Below are 19,680 nucleotides of genomic sequence, written 5' to 3'. Positions count from 1 at the left end.
ACGACGATGACGATTGCACTCGAAATTCAGGTTGAGGAACTGCGGGCCGAGCTCAGGAACGCCGATCCGGCTGAGCGCCGCCAGATCGAAGCGGAGCTGGAGATCGCTCGGGCCGAACTGAGGGTAGCGATCGCCGAGCAGGAGGGCGCCATCGACGCCGCGCCACCCTTCTGAGGGCGGCGTTTGCCTCCTCGCCTGGGCCGGCGCGTCGACCCGAAGCTGCGCTTCACTCCGATAATCACCGGCAAGGACCAGGAAGACTTCCGCGGACAGCCCGGACCATGGGTTCCCGTCCGGCATTTGTGTTCGGCCTATAGCCGCGCGCCCGTTTTGATCGGAGAAGTTCGAGGAACATACGGACTGCATCCTCCTCTCTGTCGAAGTGATGCACCATGGCTTGTCCGATCGTTCCGATGCGTCCCCATCGCCGCGTCAGGCAAGGTGTACCGAACAACGTCGGTTCGATTGCGAGCGCGTAGAAGCGCGCCATGTTTTTCGTCGCGTCCGTGCGTTCGATGTAGAGCTGATAGGGTTGAGTGAGCATGACGGAGAGTCGCCTCTTCCAGCTTTTGCGTCTAACGACACTTATGAATCGATCGGCCCACACCGATTCATTTTTGTGATGATCGTCGAAGCCGAAGATCATGGATTTGGGCGAGCCGGCCAATCGCCGGCCGGGTGCTATTCGCTCCGCTCACGGAGCCCGAACACCGTCTGCGCCTCCGGTCACGCCCCCTCTCGCGGAATGACGTGAGCGAATTGCCCAGCCGCAGGGCGGGGTTCTATCCTCGACACCTGCTGCCGGCTCACGCCGGAAACGGTCGCGTCCCCTTCGGGTCCGCGGGTCTCTTCTCTCTCTGACGTCCAATTTTACTCCAGCAAATCCGGCGTCAAGGACGGCGCGTCTCCCCCAATTTTTCCGCTGCTGCGTTTCACTGCGCTCTGGAAAAATCGGTTCCCCCGCTTGCGAGCCGCGTTCCGCGGTCCTTGACCCCTCTTTGCAACAGAGTGGCCGAACTCCGTCATCAAGATGAAGGAGATCACATTGTGACAACCGATCAGAACCTCATGCTCTACACCAAGCTTGCCGGCTTCCGGCTCGTCGTCCTGGCAAACCGCTTCGGCTGCGACAGCGATTTTTCGCGAGAGCTTCACGATCGCCTGGTTGAGGGGCTCGACGCGGCAATCGATCGGATCCGCGTCATCATGGAATTGGAACGAAGTGTTCTCATCGGGGAGGATGAATTCGCCGAATATCAGCTGGAGGGCGAGATCGAGATTTTCGGGCGCTTCACTATCAATCTGCTGGACGAACTCGAATTTGATTACGACACGCGTGAATTCCGCGTCAACGGCGGCGATTGGATGACCGCTTGGGCTGCCGACGACACTGGCGTCGATATCAACTATCCTGAGCTCGTTGCGCTGATTGCGGACGAACTCGGCTCGCTGGCGCCGATCATCAAGGATATCACGTTGGCAACTCGCATCCCGGTCTATGCGGGGCGCGCCGTTTGGTCATGGTGGTAGCAGCACCATCTCACATACTGAGAGGCGACAGACGAGGTTGCCTCTCAGTTGCCGATGGCCCTCAAGTGAGCCGAGGAAGGACGGCTGCGAAGTTTCACAACAATCGCAGTAATGTTGTAAGCGCTGTAAATCCCAGCGATAGCAACAAGGAAGCCCATATGCCGAAGCCAAGCGGGACGTATTCAACCAGTGACCTCTCACGTAAATCCGGCGACATCATCGCCGAGGCGCTGCGTCATCCGGTGACGATCACCCAGCGGAACAAACCCCGGCTGGTTCTCCTCAATATCGAAGATTATCAGCAACTGATCAGGCAGGCAGACCGACGCACCGTCGGCACTATCGAAACGATGCCCGACGAGCTTTTTGCCGAACTCGAAAACACCGTCGACGCCTATGCCGGCGAGGACGAGGTGGGCCGCTCATAAAACCACGATCATAGCACCGGTTTGACGAAACGATTGACCTTCGCTGCCTGATCCATCTCCTTTCGCCGGAAGTAGATCGCCCGGCCGCAGCGGATCGGACTATGCCCCTGGACGATGATGATCTGCTCGTCCTTCCTCATCGACTGGGTGATCTCGTGCGGCATGATCAGCGGCCGGCGCTGCAAGTTGACGTTCTCGGATCTCCTGGATGCATTGTTCTTCGTGTCCCAGCCGATGTTGCGGGAACTGCCCTTCACCTCCACCGTCATCTCGCCACATTGCGCAGAGACGTTGCGCGCCGTGTCGAGCGCCTTGATCGCTGCGTAGGAGGCGAAAGCGCAGCCATCGATCCATGACGTCGCGCCATCCTTCCCGAAATGCCGCTCCAACTGCCCGACCGACTGGTACATCAACATCATCGAGATGCCGTACTTGCGGCCGCGGTCGCGCGCCTCCTCGAGCACCCTCATGTAGCCAAGAAGATCGACCTCATCGAGCATGAACAGCGCCCGGCGCTGGAAGGCGCCGTCGGCCTGCACCATGGCGTTGATGAGCGAGCCGATGATCACACGAGCGATGCCCGGATAGGAGCGCAGGATCGATGCGGAGATGTTGAGGAAGACGTCCTTCTTGCCCGAAACGATATCACTCGATTTGAAGGCATTGCCGCAGACGAGCGCGGCATAGCTGTCGAGCGACAGCCACTGGGTATCCTTCGATGCTGTGGAATAGACGCCCGAAAACGTCTGCTCCGTCATGTTGGTGAAGACGCCGAGCGTTTCGCGGATGAAGGCCGAACCGGAATGCTCCTGAATGTCGCGCAGCATAGCGAGCACCGAGGGCTCCGGTTCGGAAACGATCTGGCGGAGACTGCGCAAGCTTCGCCGGCCCTCATATTCGGGCGAGAGCATCACATGGGCGAGCAGACCGGTCAGGAGGTTGTGCGCCTGGTTCTGGAAGTAGGATCCCGTCGAGCTTTCGAAGCGAAGGCTTTCCGACAGCAGCATATGGGCAATGCCGACGATGTCCTCTTCCTTTTGCTTGGATGCTTCGATCCCGTCGAGCACGTTGAAGCCCATGATCGGGTTCGTCGGATCGAGCACCATGACCTCGCGCTTGAGGGCGCGGGCTCGGTGTTCGGCCACCATTGGTGCGACCTCGGTGGAGGGATCGAGGCAGATCAACGGCCCGCTATAGCGCAGCGCCGTCGGGACGACGTTGCTGGTGGTCTTGTATCCGCCCGATCCCGCGAAAAACAGCATATGGGTGGAATCGAAGTCCTGTCTGTAGGTGAGCAATGGCGCCTTCCCGCCCTGTCCCCAGGTGCTACGATCGTTTGCATCGAAGGGAAGCGCATGGACGATTTCCTTGTCGACCCGATAGCGCTCACCGACGACGATTTCCCCTTCCGGCGGAAACAGTTTTCCTGCTGCCGTCATGGGCAGCCAATCGGCATCTCCAAATATTCCACGCCGGGCACGTTTTATTTCATCTGGGACGACGACGGAGATGCGGGCCGACATCGCCACTGCCATGAAGCCGGCGACGGCGGCGATGACTGCGACCATATCAAGATAGGACAGCGCTCGATCCCATGTGATCACTTCGGCCTGGACAGCAGGTGCAAGCCGGCCGAATTCGCGCAGCGCATAGAACGCGGCAACACCGAGAAAACACAAAAGGCTTGCCATGGCGACCGGCCTTCGCCGATGCAGCGGCAAGGCCCAAACTGTCAGAAGTCCGGCAAGAGGTCCGAACAGTAGAGGCGGCACAGGTGCTGCGCGCAGGAACCAGTGTTCTATCTTCCCGGACATGCCGGCGGCGAGTCCCGGCCATCGCCAGCCAACAATGTAGATTGTGATCGTGGTGACGGCGATCGGTACCAAAACGAGTAACAGGCTCGGATGCGGTTTCCCTCTTAGGCCCATCTTACTTTCTCCTCGAGATGCGATGAACCGTTCCTCAGCGAGGGGACCTTGAAAGCCTCTTCGCCGATATCGCGCAGCCGCCGATGCTCGATGGAGCCTGGGACGAGCCTTGCCATTTCTATGAGGCCGCCGAGCAGGAACGCCCGATCCGCCTTCGATAGCCCGGCTTTGACGACGATCCCGCCGAGCAGGATCTTTTCGCGCGTGTCGCGCTTGCGGTCAGCCGTCATTTGGAACCTGCCCCTGCGCTCCAGCGCCGCTATCTGCTGGTCGACGCGTTTGAGGAGTGGGGCCAGCGGCGCCTTTCCTTTCCCCCTTCCGAAATCGCGCGGCGATTTCCTCGATGATCCGATCGACCTCCTCGTCGGCGATCTCCATCTCCGCCAGCCCGGTTCTGGTCGCGGCGCGGGCAAACCGCTCGGCCGATTTAACTATCAACAATCGTTTGCGTTCGCGCAGCTTTTCGATCTGGGCGTCGAGATCGGAAATCGATGATTTTGTCGCCATTCCTGGTTCCTTTTCTGCTTTGATGTCGAAGGTGCGATTATACTAACTAGAATAAAATAGTAAAATGCGCTACCGTGCAACCAGAAAAGCGGCATCGGCCCTTCGGTCCGATCTGTTTGAGGGCGCAATATACGTCGCTGTCGCGACGTGCTTGGGCCAGTCTGGAGACGCCAGTGGCGATCATGTTCGTCAGAGCGCAGGTGATTAGCAGGGGAGCGGGACGCAGCATCGTCTCGGCGGCGGCCTATCGTCACCGGGCCCGGATGATGGACGAGCAGGCGGGAACGTCGTTCAGCTATCGCGGCGGAGCGGGTGAACTGATGCATGAGGAACTGGCGCTGCCGGATGAAATCCCGGATTGGCTGCGGTCGGCGATATCAGGTCAGTCCGTCAGCAAGGCCAGCGAAGTGTTTTGGAATGCCGTCGACGCCTTCGAGAAGCGGGGAGATGCACAGCTCGCCCGCGAGCTGATCATCGCACTGCCGGAGGAGCTGACGCGGGCGGAGAATATCGCGCTGGTGCGCGAGTTCGTTCGCGACACTCTGACGTCGAGAGGGATGATCGCCGATTGGGTTTATCACGACAAGGACGGTAACCCGCACATCCATCTGATGACGACGCTGCGGCCGCTGACGGAGGAGGGGCTCGGGGCGAAGAAAATTCCAGTGCTTGGTGAGGATGGCAAGCCGCTGCGCGTCGTCACGCCAGATCGCCCGAACGGCAAGATCATCTACAAAGTCTGGGCCGGCGACAAAGAAACATTGAACGCCTGGAAGATCGCCTGGGCGGAAACGGCCAATCGGCACCTGGCCCTTGCCGGACATGACATCCGCCTCGACGGTCGCTCCTATGCCGAACAGGGCCTCGACGGCATCGCGCAAAAACATCTCGGGCCGGAGAAGGCGGCCCTGGCGAGGAAGGGCAGGGAACTCCACTTCGCGCCGGCTGATCTCGCCCGCCGCCAGGAGATGGCCGACCGGCTGCTGGCAGAGCCGGAGCTTTTGCTGAAGCAGCTCGGCAATGAACGCTCTACCTTCGACGAGAGGGATATCGCCAGGGCGCTGCACCGTTATGTCGACGATCCCACCGATTTTGCCAACATCCGCGCCAGGCTGATGGCGTCGGACCAGCTGGTCATGCTGAAGCCGCAGGAGATCGAGGCAGAGACAGGAAAGGTGTCGGAGTCCGCGATGTTTACGACGCGGGAGATGCTGCGCATCGAATACGACATGGCGCAGTCGGCGCGGGTTTTGTCGGAGCGTCGCGGCTTCGGCGTTTCCGAGCGGAATGTGACGGTGGCGATCGAACGCGTGGAGAGCATCGAGAGCGGCGATCCTAAGAATCCGTTTCGGCTCGATGCAGAGCAGGTCGATGCTGTCCGTCATGTCACCGGTGATGATGGCATTGCCGCTATTGTAGGCCTTGCCGGCGCCGGCAAATCGACGCTGCTTGCTGCCGCGCGTCTTGCCTGGGAGGGCGAGGGACACAGGGTGATCGGTGCAGCCCTTGCCGGCAAGGCCGCAGAAGGGCTGCAAGACAGTTCCGGCATCACGTCGCGGACACTTGCCTCCTGGGAACTGGCCTGGGCCAATGGGCGCGACACGCTCCATCGCGGTGATGTGCTGGTGATCGACGAGGCCGGCATGGTGGCCTCGCAGCAGATGGCCCGTGTGCTGAAGATTGCCGAGGAGGCTGAGGTAAAGGTCGTGCTGGTCGGCGATGCGATGCAGCTGCAGCCGATCCAGGCCGGTGCCGCCTTCCGGGCAATTACCGAACGCATCGGCTTTGCCGAGCTTGCCGGCGTGCGCCGCCAGCGTGAGGCCTGGGCACGTAGCGCCTCGCGGCTGTTTGCCCGCGGCGAAGTCGAGAAGGGCCTAGACGCCTATGCCCGCCATGGCCATCTGGTCGAGGCAGGGTCACGCGAGGAAACGATCGATCGGATCGTCTCCGACTGGGCGGTTGCGCGCAGAGAGGCAGTAGAGCGATCAACGTCTGAGGGCGGGGATGGCCACCTTCGCGGTGATGAACTGCTGGTGCTCGCCCACACCAACGACGATGTTCGCAAGTTGAACGAGGCGCTGCGATCGGTGATGACGCAGGAGGGAGCGCTCAGTGAAAGCCGAAGCTTCCGGAGCGAGCGGGGCGCACGGGAATTTGCCGCCGGCGACCGCATCATCTTCCTGGAGAACGCCCGCTTCCTTGAGCCGCGCGCCAAGCACTCCGGGCCGCAGTATGTGAAGAACGGCATGCTCGGCACCGTCGTCTCCACCGGCGACAAGCGTGGAGATCCGCTGCTTTCGGTTCTGCTCGACAACGGCCGCAAGCTCGCCTTCAGCGAAGACAGCTATCGCCATGTCGATCACGGCTATGCCGCAACGATCCACAAGTCGCAGGGTGCTACCGTCGATCGCACCTTCGTGCTGGCAACCGGGATGATGGACCAGCATCTGACCTATGTGTCGATGACGAGGCATCGCGACCGCGTCGATCTTTATGCGGCCAAAGAAGATTTTGCGGCAAAACCTGAATGGGGACGCAAGGCGCGTGTCGATCACGCCGCGGGTGTCACCGGCGAGCTTGTCGAAACCGGCCAAGCCAAATTCCGGCCTGATGACGAGGATGCCGACGACAGCCCTTATGCCGACGTCAGGGCGGACGACGGAACCGTCCATCGGCTTTGGGGCGTGAGCCTGCCGAAGGCACTCGAGGAGGCCGGCATCCAGGAAGGCGACACCGTGATGCTCAGAAAGGATGGTGTCGAGCGGGTCAAGGTCCAGATTGCCGTTGTCGACGAGAAGACAGGTCACAAGCATTACGAGGAGAGGGAGGTCGATCGCAACGTCTGGACAGCCAGCCAGGTCGAGACCGCTAGCGCACGACAGGAGCGCATCGAGCGGGAAAGTCATCGGCCGGAACTCTTCAATCCGCTCGTCGAACGCTTGTCGCGCTCCGGTGCCAAGACGACGACGCTCGATTTTGAGAGCGAGGCCAGTTACCGCGCACACGCGAACGACTTCGCCCGGCGCCGCGGGCTCGATCATCTCTCGCTTGCCGCAGCCGAGATGGAGGAAAGCCTGTCCCGGCGCTGGGCGTGGATTGCCGAGAAGAGGGAGCAGGTGGCGAAGCTCTGGGAGAGGGCAAGCGTGGCGCTCGGCTTTGCCATCGAGCGGGAACGGCGGGTCGCCTACAATGAAGAACGGAGCCAGACGATGGTCGAAGCGACATCCAGTGACGCGCGAACTGCATCCCACTCCGTCTCGGGCGCAAGTGCTGCTGAAACACGCTATCTGATCCCGCCGGCCACCGCCTTATTCCGGAGCGTTGACGAGGATGTGCGGCTGGCGCAACTGTCATCCCCGGCCTGGAAGGAGCGGGAAGCGGTCCTGCGGCCGCTGCTCGAGAAGGTCTATCGCGACCCGGATGCCGCGCTTGTTGCTCTCAATGCGCTAGCATCGAATCCCGGCATCGCACCGCGCGAGTTCGCCGACGACCTTGCCGCAGCACCGAATCGGCTTGGCCGGCTGCGTGGTTCCGAACTGATTGTCGATGGGCGAGCCGCCCGCAACGAGCGCAGCGTGGCGATGGCGGCCCTGGTGGAACTGCTGCCGCTGGCCCGCGCCCACGCGGCGGAGTTTCGCAAGGGACCCGAACGGTTCCGCGACCGGGAGCATCGGCGGCGTGCGCATATGTCATTGTCGATCCCGGCGCTATCCGAACGAGCGATGGCGCGCCTCCTCGAGATCGAGGCGGTGCGCGCACACGGCGGTGACGATGCCTACAAGACGGCTTTCGCGCTTGCCGCCAAGGATCGCTCGGTCGTGCAGGAGATTAAGGCCGTCAGCGAAGCGCTGACCGCCCGTTTCGGCTGGAGCGCCTTCACCTCGAAGGCGGATGATATCGTGGAACGCAACATCGCCGAGCGTATGCCGGAGGATCTCACGGACAAACGGCACGGAAAGCTAATGCGGCTGTTCGAAGCCGTGCGGCGCTTTGCGGAAGAGCAGCACCTCGCCGAGCGTCGGGATCGTTCGAAGGTCATCGCCGGCGCGAGTGCCGATTTGAGCAACGAGCCAGGGAAGGAGAAAATCATCATGCCGCCCATGTTTGCCGCCGTCACCGAGTTCAAGGTTCCTGTCGACGACGAGGCCCGATCTCGTGCTCTTGCTTCGCCTCTCTATCGCCAGCGGCGCGCGGTACTGGCCGAAGCGGCATACATGATATGGCGCGATCCGGCCGGCGCCGTCGATAAGGTCGAAGATTTGCTCGGGAAAGGTTTTGCCGCCGATCGCATCGCTGCCGCTATGGCCAATGACCCGGCGGCCTACGCGGCCTTGCGCGGTTCCGACCGTCTCGTAGACCGGATGCTGGCCTCTGGCCGAGAGCGGAAAGAGGCGACGCGGACCGTGCCGGAAGCTGCAGCGCGTCTGCGCGCGCTCGGTGCGGCCTACCTCAATGCCCTCGATTCCGAACGCCAGGCTATCACGGACGAACGGCGGCGCATGGCGGTTGCCATTCCAGCTCTTTCGAAAGCTGCGGAAGAGGCGTTGGCGCACCTGACGGTCGAGGTGAGGAAGGACAGCAGGAAGCTGAGTGTTTCCGCCGCTTCCCTCGAGCAGGGCATTGGCCGGGAGTTTGCGGCCGTCAGCCGGGCGCTCGACGAGCGCTTTGGTCGCAATGCCCTCGTCCGAGGTGACAAGGATCTTGTCAACCGCGTGCCGCCACCGCAGCGCCGAGCTTTCGCGGCGATGCAGGAGCGGTTGAAGGTCCTGCAGCAGACTGTCCGTCTGCAGAGCAGTGAGCAGATCATAGCGGAGCGGCGCCAAAGGGCTGCTAGCCGCGCTCGCGGCATCAACCTCTGAGACTCGAAGAAAAGCGGGGTGACGAAATGGTTGGTAGATTGGAAAAGCACTACGACCTGATTGTCCCGAGATCGATTTTCCTTTGGGTGGCGAAGTTGGACGAAGCTATTGTTCGTCGCTTCCGCAGCGGTCGTTGTGGAGGCGATTGCAGGTCTCACCAGATCGCGTGTCGTCTGCGTGACGCCACTCTATAGCCCCCTCGGACACGGACGTGGCCAGAAACAAGCCTGCTTCCAACAGCGCGCGGATGCCACAGAAGGTGACGTGGTCTCGCGCTGAGACCCTGAAGAACAAGCTTTCACTAGTCGGCCTTATGATCGCGCCTCCACCTTCGAAAGCTAGAAACCTGTCAGGTCCCACGGAGACGAGGGATTGGTAGAAGTCCTCGATTTGCGTGCAGATCTTGTCGGCAACGTGCTGCGTGCGCGAGATAGCGACACACGCTTCGGCGACGTGTACGCACTTTGGAACATCTTCCTCACCCGCGAATGATGGCGCTCGTGGCAGGACCAGATGCGCGTTGCCCGGCGGGCTCAGCTCAACGAAGTGACGGACTTCGCCAATCGATTTCTTCATGCTGTTCCTGCCTGTTTGGAGAAAAAAGGCTTTTCGAGATGGCAAAGCGCTGAGGGCTGCTCAACGTGATGGAGCGCTTTCTGCTGACGCGAACGTTGTTCCAGTTGAGGCTCGTGAAGACGTGACGCAGTTGCGCTCACGCGACGGTGAAGATGAGGAGCCGCTAAAGGGTCCAGGATCGCCCCGATAGCCGCCGTGCTTCGGATTCCGGGTAAAGGCGGTAAGGAAGGTCCGCATAGACATATTCTGCCGGAATCGCGGGTGGGGACAGCTTCGATAGGAACAGGTCGAGATTCTGCTGACTGTTGCTGGAGACAAGCGTGTAGAAATTGCCGCTGTTCCAGGTGACGAATGAGTGTCCAAAGAACCGGCGTAGTGTTTCGCTCATCTCCGAAAGGGTGACTTCGTTTCGATCCATTCGCGTCAGCACCGTGTCTTCCTTCGCGCGAATATCTGACGCGCTGAAGAAGCGAGCTTTGAAGCTATGGTCCTTCTGGCGTTCCCGCCGCCGATATTCCTCGTCGTCTTCATGCCTGAACTTCTCGACGAACATGAAGAGCCCGTTGGTCTTGAGATGCTGCGAGACGAAACGGATCTGATCGAAGCGATTTGGCGAATACATCTGGAAAGTCGTGTCCTCGAGGATGATATCGAAACCGCTGCCAAACTTTCGGAGCTCCACGTCTTCTTGGACCCTTTGCGATGTCAAATGATGAAATGGTCCGTGAAAAAACATGGCGTGAGGAGGAACGCCATAGGCATAGAAGCTTCTGAGGTTCTCGACGTTGGGACTGCAGGACAGTGTTTCTATCCTGCCATTACCAAGTTCGCCGATCACACGAGCCATCGTCCCTTCGGCTGTACCTAGCGTGTAGAGCTGCAGTTGACCCTTTCTGGCCCGCGCGTATTTGAGGATCGCGCTGCCTAAACGGCACTCTTCTTCGAGCCGGTAGGGTATGCTGCTCAAGTAGTGCTTATCAAACGGACCTTGGCGCAGCGGATGAAGGGCTGAAAAGCGCCTGAACGTCATGTCCACTGGGAACAAGCGGCGATCGAGCTCAGGCGGACGGATAGGCATTCCGGCCTCACCGGATGCGGTCGTCGAAAAAAACTCAGTAAGCTCGTTAAGACGAGGGGCGCGGTCGCACTCCTCAATGAAGTCGGCAAATTCACGCATGCGAAAGCCTGCCTTTCTCTCGCACCATCGCGTTTTTGGGATTCAGGAGGAAATCGCGCATCCCGAAAAGATTGTGCCGTCAGCGATGATGTCGGCAGAAGATGATCGCGAACATCATGTTTTCGCATCCACGATTTTGATTGGTTTTCATGAAATTGACATGAAATTCGACCTGAGGTTAAAGCCTGGCTTGTTGACAACTTGGGGTGAGGTAGGGTCGCTACCACGCCGGTTTTTCAAGGGAGCAGCTGTCGAGTGGGGATCATTCCATCAATTCACCCCGAGAGGATGAAGAAGTCACAAGGGGAGATCATCCTTCACCAGCAAGGCCATTGGAGCCATGCCCGCGCAGATGTCGTTCGCCGGCGCAGTCTCGGGCGACAGGTTATCGACGTTGTCGCGGATGACCACCTGATCTTCCTCAACATAAGGGGTACGGCGGCATCCGGCGAAAACTTTCTGGACGGACGAAGAGTCGAGTTCAGTCCGCGTCCAGACGGCTCGCTTGTTTACATTCCGCCCGGTTGCCATTGGAGCGGTTGGGATGAAGGGGATGCTGAGGGTTGTTATCTTATGATAACCATGACGCAGGATTTTTTTTCAAACCTCACGACTAAGCTGCCGCGCGTCGGCACCTTGCGTCCGGAGCTTGGATTTAGAGATCTGCCGATCCAATGCTTGGCGCGGCAGATTGCCGGAGAACTTTCACACGACGATTCCATGGGGAGTGTGATCGTGGAAGGGCATCTCGCGGCTATCTTCGGACTTCTGCAGCGCCGCTCCGGCACATCTGGCAGATTGTCTCGAGGAGGATTGTCGCCTACCGTTCTCAAGCGCGTGATAGGGCGGATTGAAGCTCACATCGATCGACCTCCAAGCGTGCGCGCTCTGGCTGAAGAGGCGGGATTGACCTACGAGCATTTTTCCCGCGCTTTCAAGCAGTCGCAAGGCTCGACGCCCTATGGCTTCTATAACCAACGCCGTCTTGAACGCGTGACCGACCTTCTCCGCACGACTGCGATCAGCGTGACCGAGATCGCCATCGCCTGTGGCTACTCCAGCGGGAGCCACCTCTCGACCAGATTTCGCCGAGAGACGGGATTTTCCCCTGCCGAGTACCGGGCGCTCTGGAAGGAGTAGCCTGGTTCTGAACTAGAGATAATATCAAATTCGTGAAAGCCGCCAGCTCTTCAGAAGAATAGCATGTCCCCATGAACCTGCCAGTAGGGAGTGTGGATGAAGTGGGCGCAACAAAAAGCAGCGGCATAGGGTGTTATGCCTCTCGCGGCATCTATCTCTTCTGTGTTCTGGCGTCGGCCACTGGCCGGAATGTCTACTTCGTGCTGGCGGCATGGGTTGCGACAGATGTCAGCAAGAGCGCGAGCGCTCTTGCTATCCTTTTGGCGCTCGGCAGTGCCGCCGAGTTGCTCACCAGCAACGTTGGCGGCGTTCTAGTTGATCGATTTGATCGTCGCTTCGTCTGTATCGCTTGCGATTTATCAAGGTTGATCCTCATATTTTCAACGGGCATTGGTCTGTCGTTCGGTGACCCACTTAGTGTTCTTTGCCTATCGTGGACCATCTTCGCGTTCATCGACAGAACCTATTCGACTGCGCTGCAGGCCATCATTCCAGACATCGTGCGTCCTAAGAACCTCACTCCATTCAACTCGGCGTCTTATATTGCGATGCAGGCGGGCAATCTCATCGCCGCCATCGTCACCGGGTACAGCTTAACCGCCATCGGGATGAATCTGACGTCGATCCTGCCCAGCGCCTTTTTCGGCCTATCACTGTTGGGGCTGCTGGCACTGCTCGGCCGACAGCCGCTTTCTCGTTCTCGATCGGATTTGCAGGCAAAGAGCATTCGTCGGATGGATCTGTTGCCGACGACCTTCGCCGTTCACACACTGAAGACCATCGCCGTCATGTATGCGCTGACCTATGCGATGGGCATGCTTGTGAGTGTGTTGGGCGCCGCATATGTCACCCGTGAACTCAAGGGGTCGGCGCTAGAGTTCGGTTATCTCGAGGCAGGTTGGGCCCTCGGTTCGATTGCGGGCTGTTCAACCCTTCTTCTCCGAAGGGCGCGTTTGCGACGACAAAGCATCCTCTTCCAGTCGGCGCTCGCTGGCATTGTTCTGTTGGGCTTTCCGGTTTTCCAGAGCTTTTTGTCCGCGCTCGTTCAACTGGTGTTGCTCGGCTTCTGCTACAATGTCACGCGGATCCTGATCGATGTACGGGTTCAATCGACTGTTTCGATTGACATGTTGGGGCGGGCGCGAAGCCAGATCCACACGATCTGTGTTTCGATAGGGCTTCTTGCATATGGCACCATCGGGACGATCGGAGACGCAATTCCACCTTCGGGGATTTTCGGCCTCTTCGGGGCGCTGATGGTGACCGTCGCGCTCTTCTTTCACTTTAACATGGATCGGGGAGCGCCGGTGGAAAGGCGGTTCGTCTGAGAATGGAGACGTCGCCCAATAGTGACCTGGTTTCAAAAGGTGAGGTGTTGGCCCTCATTTTTGAATTATTCCCTTGGTTGCGTCAGTTTGAGCAGGCAACGCTGAACGACTACGCAAAGGCGGCCTTCTCGGTTGGATCGGATCGATCGGGGTGCGTCGCGCGAAGCCAGGCAATGTCTTTATTGCGGTCACGCGTGGCGGCCGTCGCGCAACGTCAGGGTTATTCAGCAGAAGCCGCATCGCGCTTTCAAACCGAAATCGAAGTCGCTCCGGTGCTGCAGTGTGGCCCCCACCTCCACCTGTTGATCGAGCCTGACGCATTTTACACCCATCTGTTCTCCCTGATGGGACTTCGCGCGCATGGCAGGACATCCTATATCTCCTACGCTTGCTCGACAGTGAAGTTCGTAGAACGCGGTCGCAAGGGTCCGGCCTGGCTCCACGTCGATGGCGATGCAGTCAATGTCTTCGGCCTGTCGCGCAGCAAAATGATCCCCTACAGCATTCTTGGCAGAAACGGCTGCTACAGGTTCCATCTTCAAAACGTCGACAGGCCCGGTCACGACTCGGAGGCAATTTCGTGCTTGCGAGACCTTTTGCCTCGCGGCGAATTCCAGTCGGCGGCAGAGGCGATCAAAGCGGCAAATCTTTGCCTCTGGAAGCGGTATTCTGACAGCCAGGTCGATTTTCTTCAGCTTGACGATACCGACGTTGCCGATCTGGTCGCGGATCACCTTTCCGATGGCCGGTCCTGGCTGCGAGTCTCGTTGATCGAGGACCGATCATTCGCGATGCGCCTCATCCATTGCATCGATCAACTCGCTGACACGGCTTGGCGAGGCTGGCTGAAAAACTCTACGCATTTTTTCTGGGGCTGCATTGAAGGGCGGCTTGTTCCGCTTTGGCTGGATGGCCAAGTCCTCCGGTCGAAGGCGACCGAAGATGTCCTTGTTGAATTCTCGCCAGCAAGTCTTGTCGAGGCCTTGAAAACTGGCCGGATCGTTCCGAATCTTCTGCTGATGTTCATCGTAACTTCGATCCTGCCTGGCGTGCGTGTCCTGGGTGGAAGCCGGCATACGATCTATTATCCGTTGATGCGCCGGGCATTCTGCGAGGCGTTGAGGAGCAACCGTTATGACACACAGCTTCTCAACGCACTGTCAAAGGACGAACGGCCGGGGGTTTGGGGCCATCGCATCATCTCCTCTCCGTGCGAGCCGTTTTCGCTGTTGAATGCTTTTAGCCGTGGGGGAATTGAAACGCTTCTCGAGCAGTTCGGCAAGATGAGCATTATCGACGCTTGCGGGCCCCTTTCCAGCTTCACCCAGGACCTCCTATGGGCGGAGCTTGCGGTGGCCTATTCCTCAGGGAGAGTGGGCAGACAATCCTGGCAATGGGCGTTCCGCTGATCGCACCTCCTTTGGTTTTCTGACCACTTTACCGCCCGAAGCGTGACCTCTCGCTCTTGAGACAAGTGTCCGCGCGTAAAGCGAAGCTATTGAATTTTGTAAAGAATTCGGTTGCGCGGCGGGCGGATTTCAACTAGGCGCTCGCAGCGAGGCAGTACGCGCTGCCTTGGGGATTAGAACCCCCTACGAGCGGTTGGTGCCGGCCGATTCGGCACCACACTCCTTGACCTTCGGTCGAGGAGCCTGTGGCGTATGTCCAGGTTCCTCGGAACTAAAGGCCATAGGGCCGTCTCGTACGGTGTTCTAACTCCCCGATCAGTGGGTTGAGCGAGTTATTCCGCGGGGGCGCACCGCGTGAAACTCTCCATCGGGGTGTTCACCATGAAGCGCTATGCAGCAGCACAGGTCCGGACTTCGAGGCCTGCGCAAGCCGAACAGTCGAATGTAGCGCGCGAGTTGGTGCATCCGGTCGATCGGCATGTCGGACAGCAAATCCGTATCCGCCGAATGCAGTCGAATGTGTCCCTGGGGGATCTTGGCGCCGGCATCGGGGTCAGCTTACAGCAGGTGCAAAAATATGAAAGCGGCAAGAACCGCGTCAGCGCTTCGATGCTCTACGAGCTTGCCAATTGCCTCAAGATCCCTGTTTCGAGATTTTTCGAAGGCCTTCCAGATCCCGAAACCACTCAGGGCCAGCAATTCATAACAGAGATCGATGAGAAGATTGCCTACATTTCCACGGCGGAGGGACGGCGTCTGATAGACGACGTTTTGCTCCTTTCTCCGCGTGTGCGCAGCCGGGTCGTTGCCCTCGTCAGCTCGATTGTCGATGAAGAGATGGAAGAACACAAGGACGTTTCCCCATGAAAAGACAACAAGAGCGCGGCCGCAAATTGGTCAGCGTTCGTAAAGTTCTCGTCGCGCACTGCAGGTTTATTCCGCATCTAAAAAACGATCTGGCCGACGTTCTTCTCTCGGTCAAGCACAGTGCCAAAACCGGCACTGCGGTCGGCAAGATCGTCAAGGATATCTGCCGCCGTTCCGCCATCGGCAAGCACAGGGAAGGGGAGGCGATCGCGTGCAGGATTCGATAATGCCTCGGTTCCACCGATCACAATGGGACGCAAGCGCACATTTTCCAGCCGTCCGCTAGATTCAAAATTGCAGGTCGCGATGACGCTCCTCCACACCTCCGGCGGGCTCCATTCCTGTTCGTCCTTTTCCGTATGGAAGAGGAAGTTGCCAAGGCCGTAGAAAATCGGCGTATTCCGATATATCTCGACCGCTTGAAGGACCGGAGCGCCATGGCTGACAAAGAGGCCCGCGCCCGCGTTCACGCAATCGTGCGCAAATTCTCGGACCCAGGCGGGGACTTGCTGCCAGTTCGGCTCCCAATGGTGATGATGCAAATACACGATGACGAGTGTGTCGCGGCCCGCTTCTTCCGCGATCGCCGAAAGGTGAGCCGAGGCGCTGTGCCGGTCCATGACGATGCGGCGAGCCGTCTCATCTGATCTGCGAAACACGGTTCCATAGAAATCAATTTCGTCTTGGCCATGAAGATCAGGCGGATCCTCCGGCTGGGCATAATTCGCGCGCTCCAAGGGCGAACTTAGAAGACGGTCCTGAATGGAGCGAAGCAAGTTGAATGTTCCCGCTTCCAGGTCGAATACCCTGGAGACCTTCAGACTATTGATGCCGGGCCTTGCTATCCTGCCCTCAGTTGCGTCCTCGGCGTACATGAAAGACGGGCCTGGCCCGGCATCCATGGCAATCAGCGCAACATTTCGGGATCCGAACGTCATTCTCTGTGCCGTGGAAGCGTGATGCTTGTTGTGGCCGATGCCGGCATGCAGGAAATTGTGTGCCGCAACCTCCTCCAGCGTCGAGAGGATCCCCGGCGGTCCAAGATCGAAAGCATGGTTGTTTGCCAGAGCCAGGCTATTGAAACCGAGCTCCTTCAACGCGGCCAAGACATCCGGCGTTGCAGCGCCGAAATAGCCGCCTTTCAGCGGCCATCCACCATGACGACCATAGATAGTCGTCTCGAGATTGGTGAAGGCAACATCGCTTGCTTTGAGGATCTCGGCGATCTCAGCGAGCCGTGGATCGCCGATCGCTCGAAGATCATGACGGATGAGCGACTGGCCGGTGACAGCAATGGAAAAGGGTGCGGACATGTGGTCTACCTTCGATCTTTGGGACTGCCGACTGCTCACGCGCTATGGCTTCGGGGGAATGCGTGTCGTAGAGCCAGTGTCTAGTGCGATGTCTGCGGCGAAACATCGATCTTGAACCATTGCTCGCTCAGCTGCTTCAAGGTTCCGTCGCTCGTCGCCGCCTCGATGGCACTATCGAATGCCGCAACGAGTTCGCCGTCGTCTTGCCGAAGTCCGACCCCGACCCCCGGGCCCCACAGGCCACCGGAGAGCTGCGGGCCGTAGAGCGTTGCAATCCCGCCATCCATGCTGTCGAGAAAGGCCTTCCAGGTGAAATAGTCGGCAAGGCCGCCATCGATGCGCTCAGCTACGAGATCGAGATGCATGTTGTCCTGGGAATCGTAGCTCCTGATCGTCGCGACCTTTCCGAACAGTTCATTGAGCACCGCTTCCGAATTCGATGATCGCAATACGCCTAAAGTTCTGCCGTTGAGAGCGGCTCGAAGCTCCTCGATCTTTGCCTGCTTTTCAGGGTCGATAGTTGTGAGGTCGAGCTCGGCCGACGTATCCGTGGGCGGAAGATTGAGATCTTTACGTATGACGAGTTGGTTGAAACCTCCGGCGTAGGGCTTGGAAAAAGCGATCGATTTCTTCCGCTTCTCAGTTATCGCCATCCCCGACATGATGGCATCGAACTTTCCAACGGTGAGCGCCGGTATGATTCCGTCCCAGTCCTGAGGCACGAAAGTGCACTCGAACTTCATCCTCCGGCAAAGATCGCGGCCGACGTCGATGTCAAAGCCGGCGAGCTCCCCTTGGGGGGTGATGGCATTCCAGGGCGGCGAAGCACCTTCAGAGGCGATTGTCAGTGTCTTCCTGTCCATTGCTCCCGCGTTGTTGGCGCAGACGACAAGAGACAGGGCAAGCAGAAGTGTTCGTTTCACGACGATGTTCCTTTCATTGCTGAGTTTGATTGTTGGCGTCCGGGATGTGGGCTGGCGTCAAGTTTCAGCCGAGGCGAGAGGCGGCTTTCCGTTCGCTCTTCGAGGTATAGGTTGCGCCGGCGGTGGACGGTTTGCCGTCGGCGTCCAACGCGTCTCCAGGATCTGGAACCCTTGCGTGATCAAGAGGGTAAGCAGCAGGTAGAAAGCCCCCGCGGCAATGAAGACCTCGTATGGGGCGAATGTCTCCGACACCAGCTGCCGGGCCAGCCCTGTCACCTCAAGCAGTGTGATGGTGCTTGCGAGGGAGCTTGCCTTCAGCATTCCAACCACCTCATTTGCGTAGGCGGGAAGAGCGATCCTGAGGGTCAAAGGGAACACGATAAGACGGGCAGTGTGGAAACGGGAAAGGCCCAAGGCTTTGGCCGCTTCAATCTGCCCACGCGGGACCGCCTGGATCCCGCCGCGCAGAACTTCTGTCGTATGGGCGGCGCTGTTCAGGGTGAAAGCAATGAAGGCGCACCAGAATGGCTCTCGCATCACGGCCCATAGAAAGCTTTGGCGGACGAGGGAAAGCTGGCCAATCCCATAGTAAATCAGGAAAAGCTGAACCAGCAGCGGCGTGCCGCGGAACGCATAGGTATATGCCAGCACGGGCGCGGAAGCCCACGGATTTGATGATGCCCGTAGGAAGGCGAGCGGGACCGAGACGACGAAGCCTGCGGCAAGCGATGCGAATGTCAGAACCAAAGTGAGAAGAAGGCCGCGGGGAAGGGTGAGAAACGCTTCGAGCGCGATGGTTATGCTCATCGCCTCAGCCTTTCATTGCTGAGAGCGAGTAGCGGCGCTCCAATAGCCGGAACGAAAGAAGCGACAGGCTTGTGAGGGCGAGGTAGATTGCCGACGCTGCGAGATAGAAGGAGAGCGGAGCGCGCAGTGAGCCCGCCCCAATATAGGCGACGCGCATGACGTCCGTCAGCCCGACGACAGAAATCAGCGATGTATCCTTTATCAAGGAGATGCAAAGGTTACAGAATGCCGGCAGAGCAATCGGGATCATCTGGGGAATGATGATCAGAAACCAAATCTGCGAGTTCGAAAGCCCGAGCGCCGCTGCAGCCTCGCGTTGGCCTGGTGCAACCGCGTTGATCGCACCACGGAATATTTCCGCTGCGTACCCACTGAACACGACGGTCAATGCCGCGACACCGGCCGCAAATGCATTGATTTCGATGTAGCCACCGGCAATCGCGCTCAAAAAGGCGGTTCCGCCGAAATAAGTCAGGAGGATGATCAGAAGTTCCGGAACACCCCGGATGATGCCCGTGTAGGCACGCATGCACGATGAAACCGACTTGCGGGTTGAGTTGCGGAAAACGGCAATAAGCAAACCTAATAGGGTCCCGAGAACGCAGCTCAAGGCAAACACTAAAAGTGTGTTTCTCAAGCCGAATAAAAATTGATCCGCAAATGCATACACTGCAGTTCTCCAATATGCTCGCGAGCGCACCTAAATCATGAAAGGTACTATCCCAACATATACTATGGCGTTGCCAGAATTTAACCGGGGGTAGATTGGATATATCGGTTTAACCGGCGCTATCAGTTCACCGTATTTCAAAAATATACTTTGACTTGCCGTCGTCAATTTATAAGATTCAGGAAGTTTCAATAAGCGCTACTTATGAGGCGCGTCGC

At 58.8% G+C, this 19,680-nt stretch carries 19 protein-coding genes; 9 read left to right on the top strand and 10 right to left on the bottom strand.

All coding sequences use genetic code 11. The features are described from left to right. The first annotated feature begins 6 nt into the window (after positions 1–6). Complete coding sequence (locus CO657_RS36875) at positions 7–174, top strand: hypothetical protein (RefSeq protein ID WP_004676096.1); 168 nt, start codon at positions 7–9, stop codon at positions 172–174. A 64-nt stretch (positions 175–238) separates the two neighbouring features. On the opposite strand, the gene CO657_RS23165 is transcribed toward CO657_RS36875, so the two are convergent. After that, complete coding sequence (locus CO657_RS23165; RefSeq protein WP_012489498.1) at positions 239–544, bottom strand: WGR domain-containing protein; 306 nt, start codon at positions 542–544, stop codon at positions 239–241. 503 nt (positions 545–1,047) lie between these two features. On the opposite strand from CO657_RS23165, the gene CO657_RS23155 reads away from it, so the two are divergent. Together CO657_RS23155 and CO657_RS23150 are read left to right on the top strand one after the other, a co-directional pair. Continuing rightward, positions 1,048–1,530, top strand: a complete 483-nt coding sequence (locus tag CO657_RS23155) for a hypothetical protein (RefSeq protein ID WP_054185342.1) — start codon at positions 1,048–1,050, stop codon at positions 1,528–1,530. A gap of 158 nt (positions 1,531–1,688) precedes the next feature. Then, the gene (locus CO657_RS23150; protein WP_054185341.1) at positions 1,689–1,958 is read left to right on the top strand and encodes a type II toxin-antitoxin system prevent-host-death family antitoxin; all 270 of its coding nucleotides are present in this window, start codon (positions 1,689–1,691) and stop codon (positions 1,956–1,958) included. 8 nt (positions 1,959–1,966) lie between these two features. Here CO657_RS23150 and traG read toward each other — a convergent pair whose 3' ends face one another. From traG to CO657_RS23135, 3 genes are read right to left on the bottom strand one after another with little or no spacing between them, the layout of a single operon-like run. Then, on the bottom strand, positions 1,967–3,886 hold the full coding sequence (traG, locus tag CO657_RS23145) for a Ti-type conjugative transfer system protein TraG (RefSeq protein WP_054185340.1): 1,920 nt from the start codon (positions 3,884–3,886) through the stop codon (positions 1,967–1,969). After that, entirely contained in the window at positions 3,877–4,116 is a 240-nt protein-coding gene (locus CO657_RS23140) for a conjugal transfer protein TraD (RefSeq protein ID WP_054185339.1), read from the bottom strand. The genes traG and CO657_RS23140 overlap by 10 nt, the downstream gene beginning before the upstream one ends. Next, complete coding sequence (locus tag CO657_RS23135; RefSeq protein WP_004676102.1) at positions 4,106–4,393, bottom strand: TraC family protein; 288 nt, start codon at positions 4,391–4,393, stop codon at positions 4,106–4,108. Before CO657_RS23135 ends, CO657_RS23140 begins: the two co-directional genes overlap by 11 nt. Before the next feature lie 173 nt (positions 4,394–4,566). Here CO657_RS23135 and traA point away from each other — a divergent pair, with 173 nt between their 5' ends. Next, complete coding sequence (gene traA, locus CO657_RS23130; RefSeq protein ID WP_054185338.1) at positions 4,567–9,252, top strand: Ti-type conjugative transfer relaxase TraA; 4,686 nt, start codon at positions 4,567–4,569, stop codon at positions 9,250–9,252. A gap of 105 nt (positions 9,253–9,357) precedes the next feature. Here traA and rctB read toward each other — a convergent pair whose 3' ends face one another. Together rctB and CO657_RS23120 are read right to left on the bottom strand one after the other, a co-directional pair. Continuing rightward, positions 9,358–9,654 carry an SMa0974 family conjugal transfer regulator gene (gene rctB / locus CO657_RS38265; protein ID WP_425349963.1) on the bottom strand — a complete coding sequence of 99 codons (297 nt, stop codon included), beginning with the start codon at positions 9,652–9,654 and terminating at the stop codon, positions 9,358–9,360. A gap of 337 nt (positions 9,655–9,991) precedes the next feature. After that, positions 9,992–11,005 carry a class I SAM-dependent methyltransferase gene (locus CO657_RS23120; RefSeq protein ID WP_054185336.1) on the bottom strand — a complete coding sequence of 338 codons (1,014 nt, stop codon included), beginning with the start codon at positions 11,003–11,005 and terminating at the stop codon, positions 9,992–9,994. Here CO657_RS23120 and CO657_RS23115 point away from each other — a divergent pair. The 5 genes from CO657_RS23115 to CO657_RS23095 all read left to right on the top strand — a co-directional run bounded on the left by CO657_RS23115 (position 11,004) and on the right by CO657_RS23095 (position 15,749). Next, entirely contained in the window at positions 11,004–11,297 is a 294-nt protein-coding gene (locus CO657_RS23115) for a hypothetical protein (RefSeq protein WP_054185335.1), read from the top strand. The genes CO657_RS23120 and CO657_RS23115 overlap by 2 nt on opposite strands. Continuing rightward, positions 11,294–12,145 carry a helix-turn-helix domain-containing protein gene (locus CO657_RS23110; RefSeq protein ID WP_245293021.1) on the top strand — a complete coding sequence of 284 codons (852 nt, stop codon included), beginning with the start codon at positions 11,294–11,296 and terminating at the stop codon, positions 12,143–12,145. The genes CO657_RS23115 and CO657_RS23110 overlap by 4 nt, the downstream gene beginning before the upstream one ends. Before the next feature lie 71 nt (positions 12,146–12,216). Continuing rightward, positions 12,217–13,473 carry an MFS transporter gene (locus CO657_RS23105; RefSeq protein ID WP_054185333.1) on the top strand — a complete coding sequence of 419 codons (1,257 nt, stop codon included), beginning with the start codon at positions 12,217–12,219 and terminating at the stop codon, positions 13,471–13,473. 2 nt (positions 13,474–13,475) lie between these two features. Further along, on the top strand, positions 13,476–14,882 hold the full coding sequence (locus CO657_RS23100) for a hypothetical protein (protein WP_054185332.1): 1,407 nt from the start codon (positions 13,476–13,478) through the stop codon (positions 14,880–14,882). A 381-nt stretch (positions 14,883–15,263) separates the two neighbouring features. Continuing rightward, a complete protein-coding gene (locus CO657_RS23095; RefSeq protein ID WP_054185331.1) occupies positions 15,264–15,749 on the top strand; it encodes a helix-turn-helix domain-containing protein in 486 nt (161 codons plus the stop codon). 77 nt (positions 15,750–15,826) lie between these two features. Here the strand turns inward: CO657_RS23095 and CO657_RS23090 are convergent, their stop codons facing one another. From CO657_RS23090 to CO657_RS23075, 4 genes are all read right to left on the bottom strand, one after another. Next, the gene (locus CO657_RS23090) at positions 15,827–17,062 is read right to left on the bottom strand and encodes a CapA family protein (protein ID WP_054185330.1); all 1,236 of its coding nucleotides are present in this window, start codon (positions 17,060–17,062) and stop codon (positions 15,827–15,829) included. A gap of 80 nt (positions 17,063–17,142) precedes the next feature. After that, positions 17,143–17,985, bottom strand: a complete 843-nt coding sequence (locus tag CO657_RS23085) for a transporter substrate-binding domain-containing protein (protein ID WP_054185329.1) — start codon at positions 17,983–17,985, stop codon at positions 17,143–17,145. Positions 17,986–18,042: 57 nt separating this feature from the next. Then, entirely contained in the window at positions 18,043–18,792 is a 750-nt protein-coding gene (locus tag CO657_RS23080; protein ID WP_054185328.1) for an ABC transporter permease, read from the bottom strand. 4 nt (positions 18,793–18,796) lie between these two features. Beyond that, positions 18,797–19,462: an ABC transporter permease subunit gene (locus CO657_RS23075; RefSeq protein WP_054185327.1), complete on the bottom strand. Its 666-nt coding sequence runs from the start codon at positions 19,460–19,462 to the stop codon at positions 18,797–18,799. Positions 19,463–19,680 lie beyond the last annotated feature (218 nt).

This window comes from Rhizobium acidisoli (assembly GCF_002531755.2).
GTDB classification, from domain to species: Bacteria; Pseudomonadota; Alphaproteobacteria; order Rhizobiales; family Rhizobiaceae; genus Rhizobium; species Rhizobium acidisoli.
The sequence above is the reverse complement of the archived record's forward strand: the minus strand, read 5'-3'. Positions and strand labels throughout refer to the sequence as shown.

Excerpts from the sequence above, each read along its gene's own strand:
- CO657_RS23110 (WP_245293021.1), top strand. The coding sequence starts at position 11,294 with ATGAAGAAGTCACAAGGGGAGATCATCCTTCACCAGCAAGGCCATTGG.
- CO657_RS23100 (WP_054185332.1), top strand. The coding sequence starts at position 13,476 with ATGGAGACGTCGCCCAATAGTGACCTGGTTTCAAAAGGTGAGGTGTTG.
- traG (WP_054185340.1), bottom strand. The coding sequence starts at position 3,886 with ATGGGCCTAAGAGGGAAACCGCATCCGAGCCTGTTACTCGTTTTGGTA.
- CO657_RS23135 (WP_004676102.1), bottom strand. The coding sequence starts at position 4,393 with ATGGCGACAAAATCATCGATTTCCGATCTCGACGCCCAGATCGAAAAG.
- CO657_RS23105 (WP_054185333.1), top strand. The coding sequence starts at position 12,217 with ATGAACCTGCCAGTAGGGAGTGTGGATGAAGTGGGCGCAACAAAAAGC.
- CO657_RS23095 (WP_054185331.1), top strand. The coding sequence starts at position 15,264 with ATGAAGCGCTATGCAGCAGCACAGGTCCGGACTTCGAGGCCTGCGCAA.
- CO657_RS23165 (WP_012489498.1), bottom strand. The coding sequence starts at position 544 with ATGCTCACTCAACCCTATCAGCTCTACATCGAACGCACGGACGCGACG.
- CO657_RS23120 (WP_054185336.1), bottom strand. The coding sequence starts at position 11,005 with ATGCGTGAATTTGCCGACTTCATTGAGGAGTGCGACCGCGCCCCTCGT.
- CO657_RS23080 (WP_054185328.1), bottom strand. The coding sequence starts at position 18,792 with ATGAGCATAACCATCGCGCTCGAAGCGTTTCTCACCCTTCCCCGCGGC.
- CO657_RS23090 (WP_054185330.1), bottom strand. The coding sequence starts at position 17,062 with ATGTCCGCACCCTTTTCCATTGCTGTCACCGGCCAGTCGCTCATCCGT.
- CO657_RS23150 (WP_054185341.1), top strand. The coding sequence starts at position 1,689 with ATGCCGAAGCCAAGCGGGACGTATTCAACCAGTGACCTCTCACGTAAA.
- CO657_RS36875 (WP_004676096.1), top strand. The coding sequence starts at position 7 with ATGACGATTGCACTCGAAATTCAGGTTGAGGAACTGCGGGCCGAGCTC.
- CO657_RS23140 (WP_054185339.1), bottom strand. The coding sequence starts at position 4,116 with ATGACGGCTGACCGCAAGCGCGACACGCGCGAAAAGATCCTGCTCGGC.
- CO657_RS23115 (WP_054185335.1), top strand. The coding sequence starts at position 11,004 with ATGCGAAAGCCTGCCTTTCTCTCGCACCATCGCGTTTTTGGGATTCAG.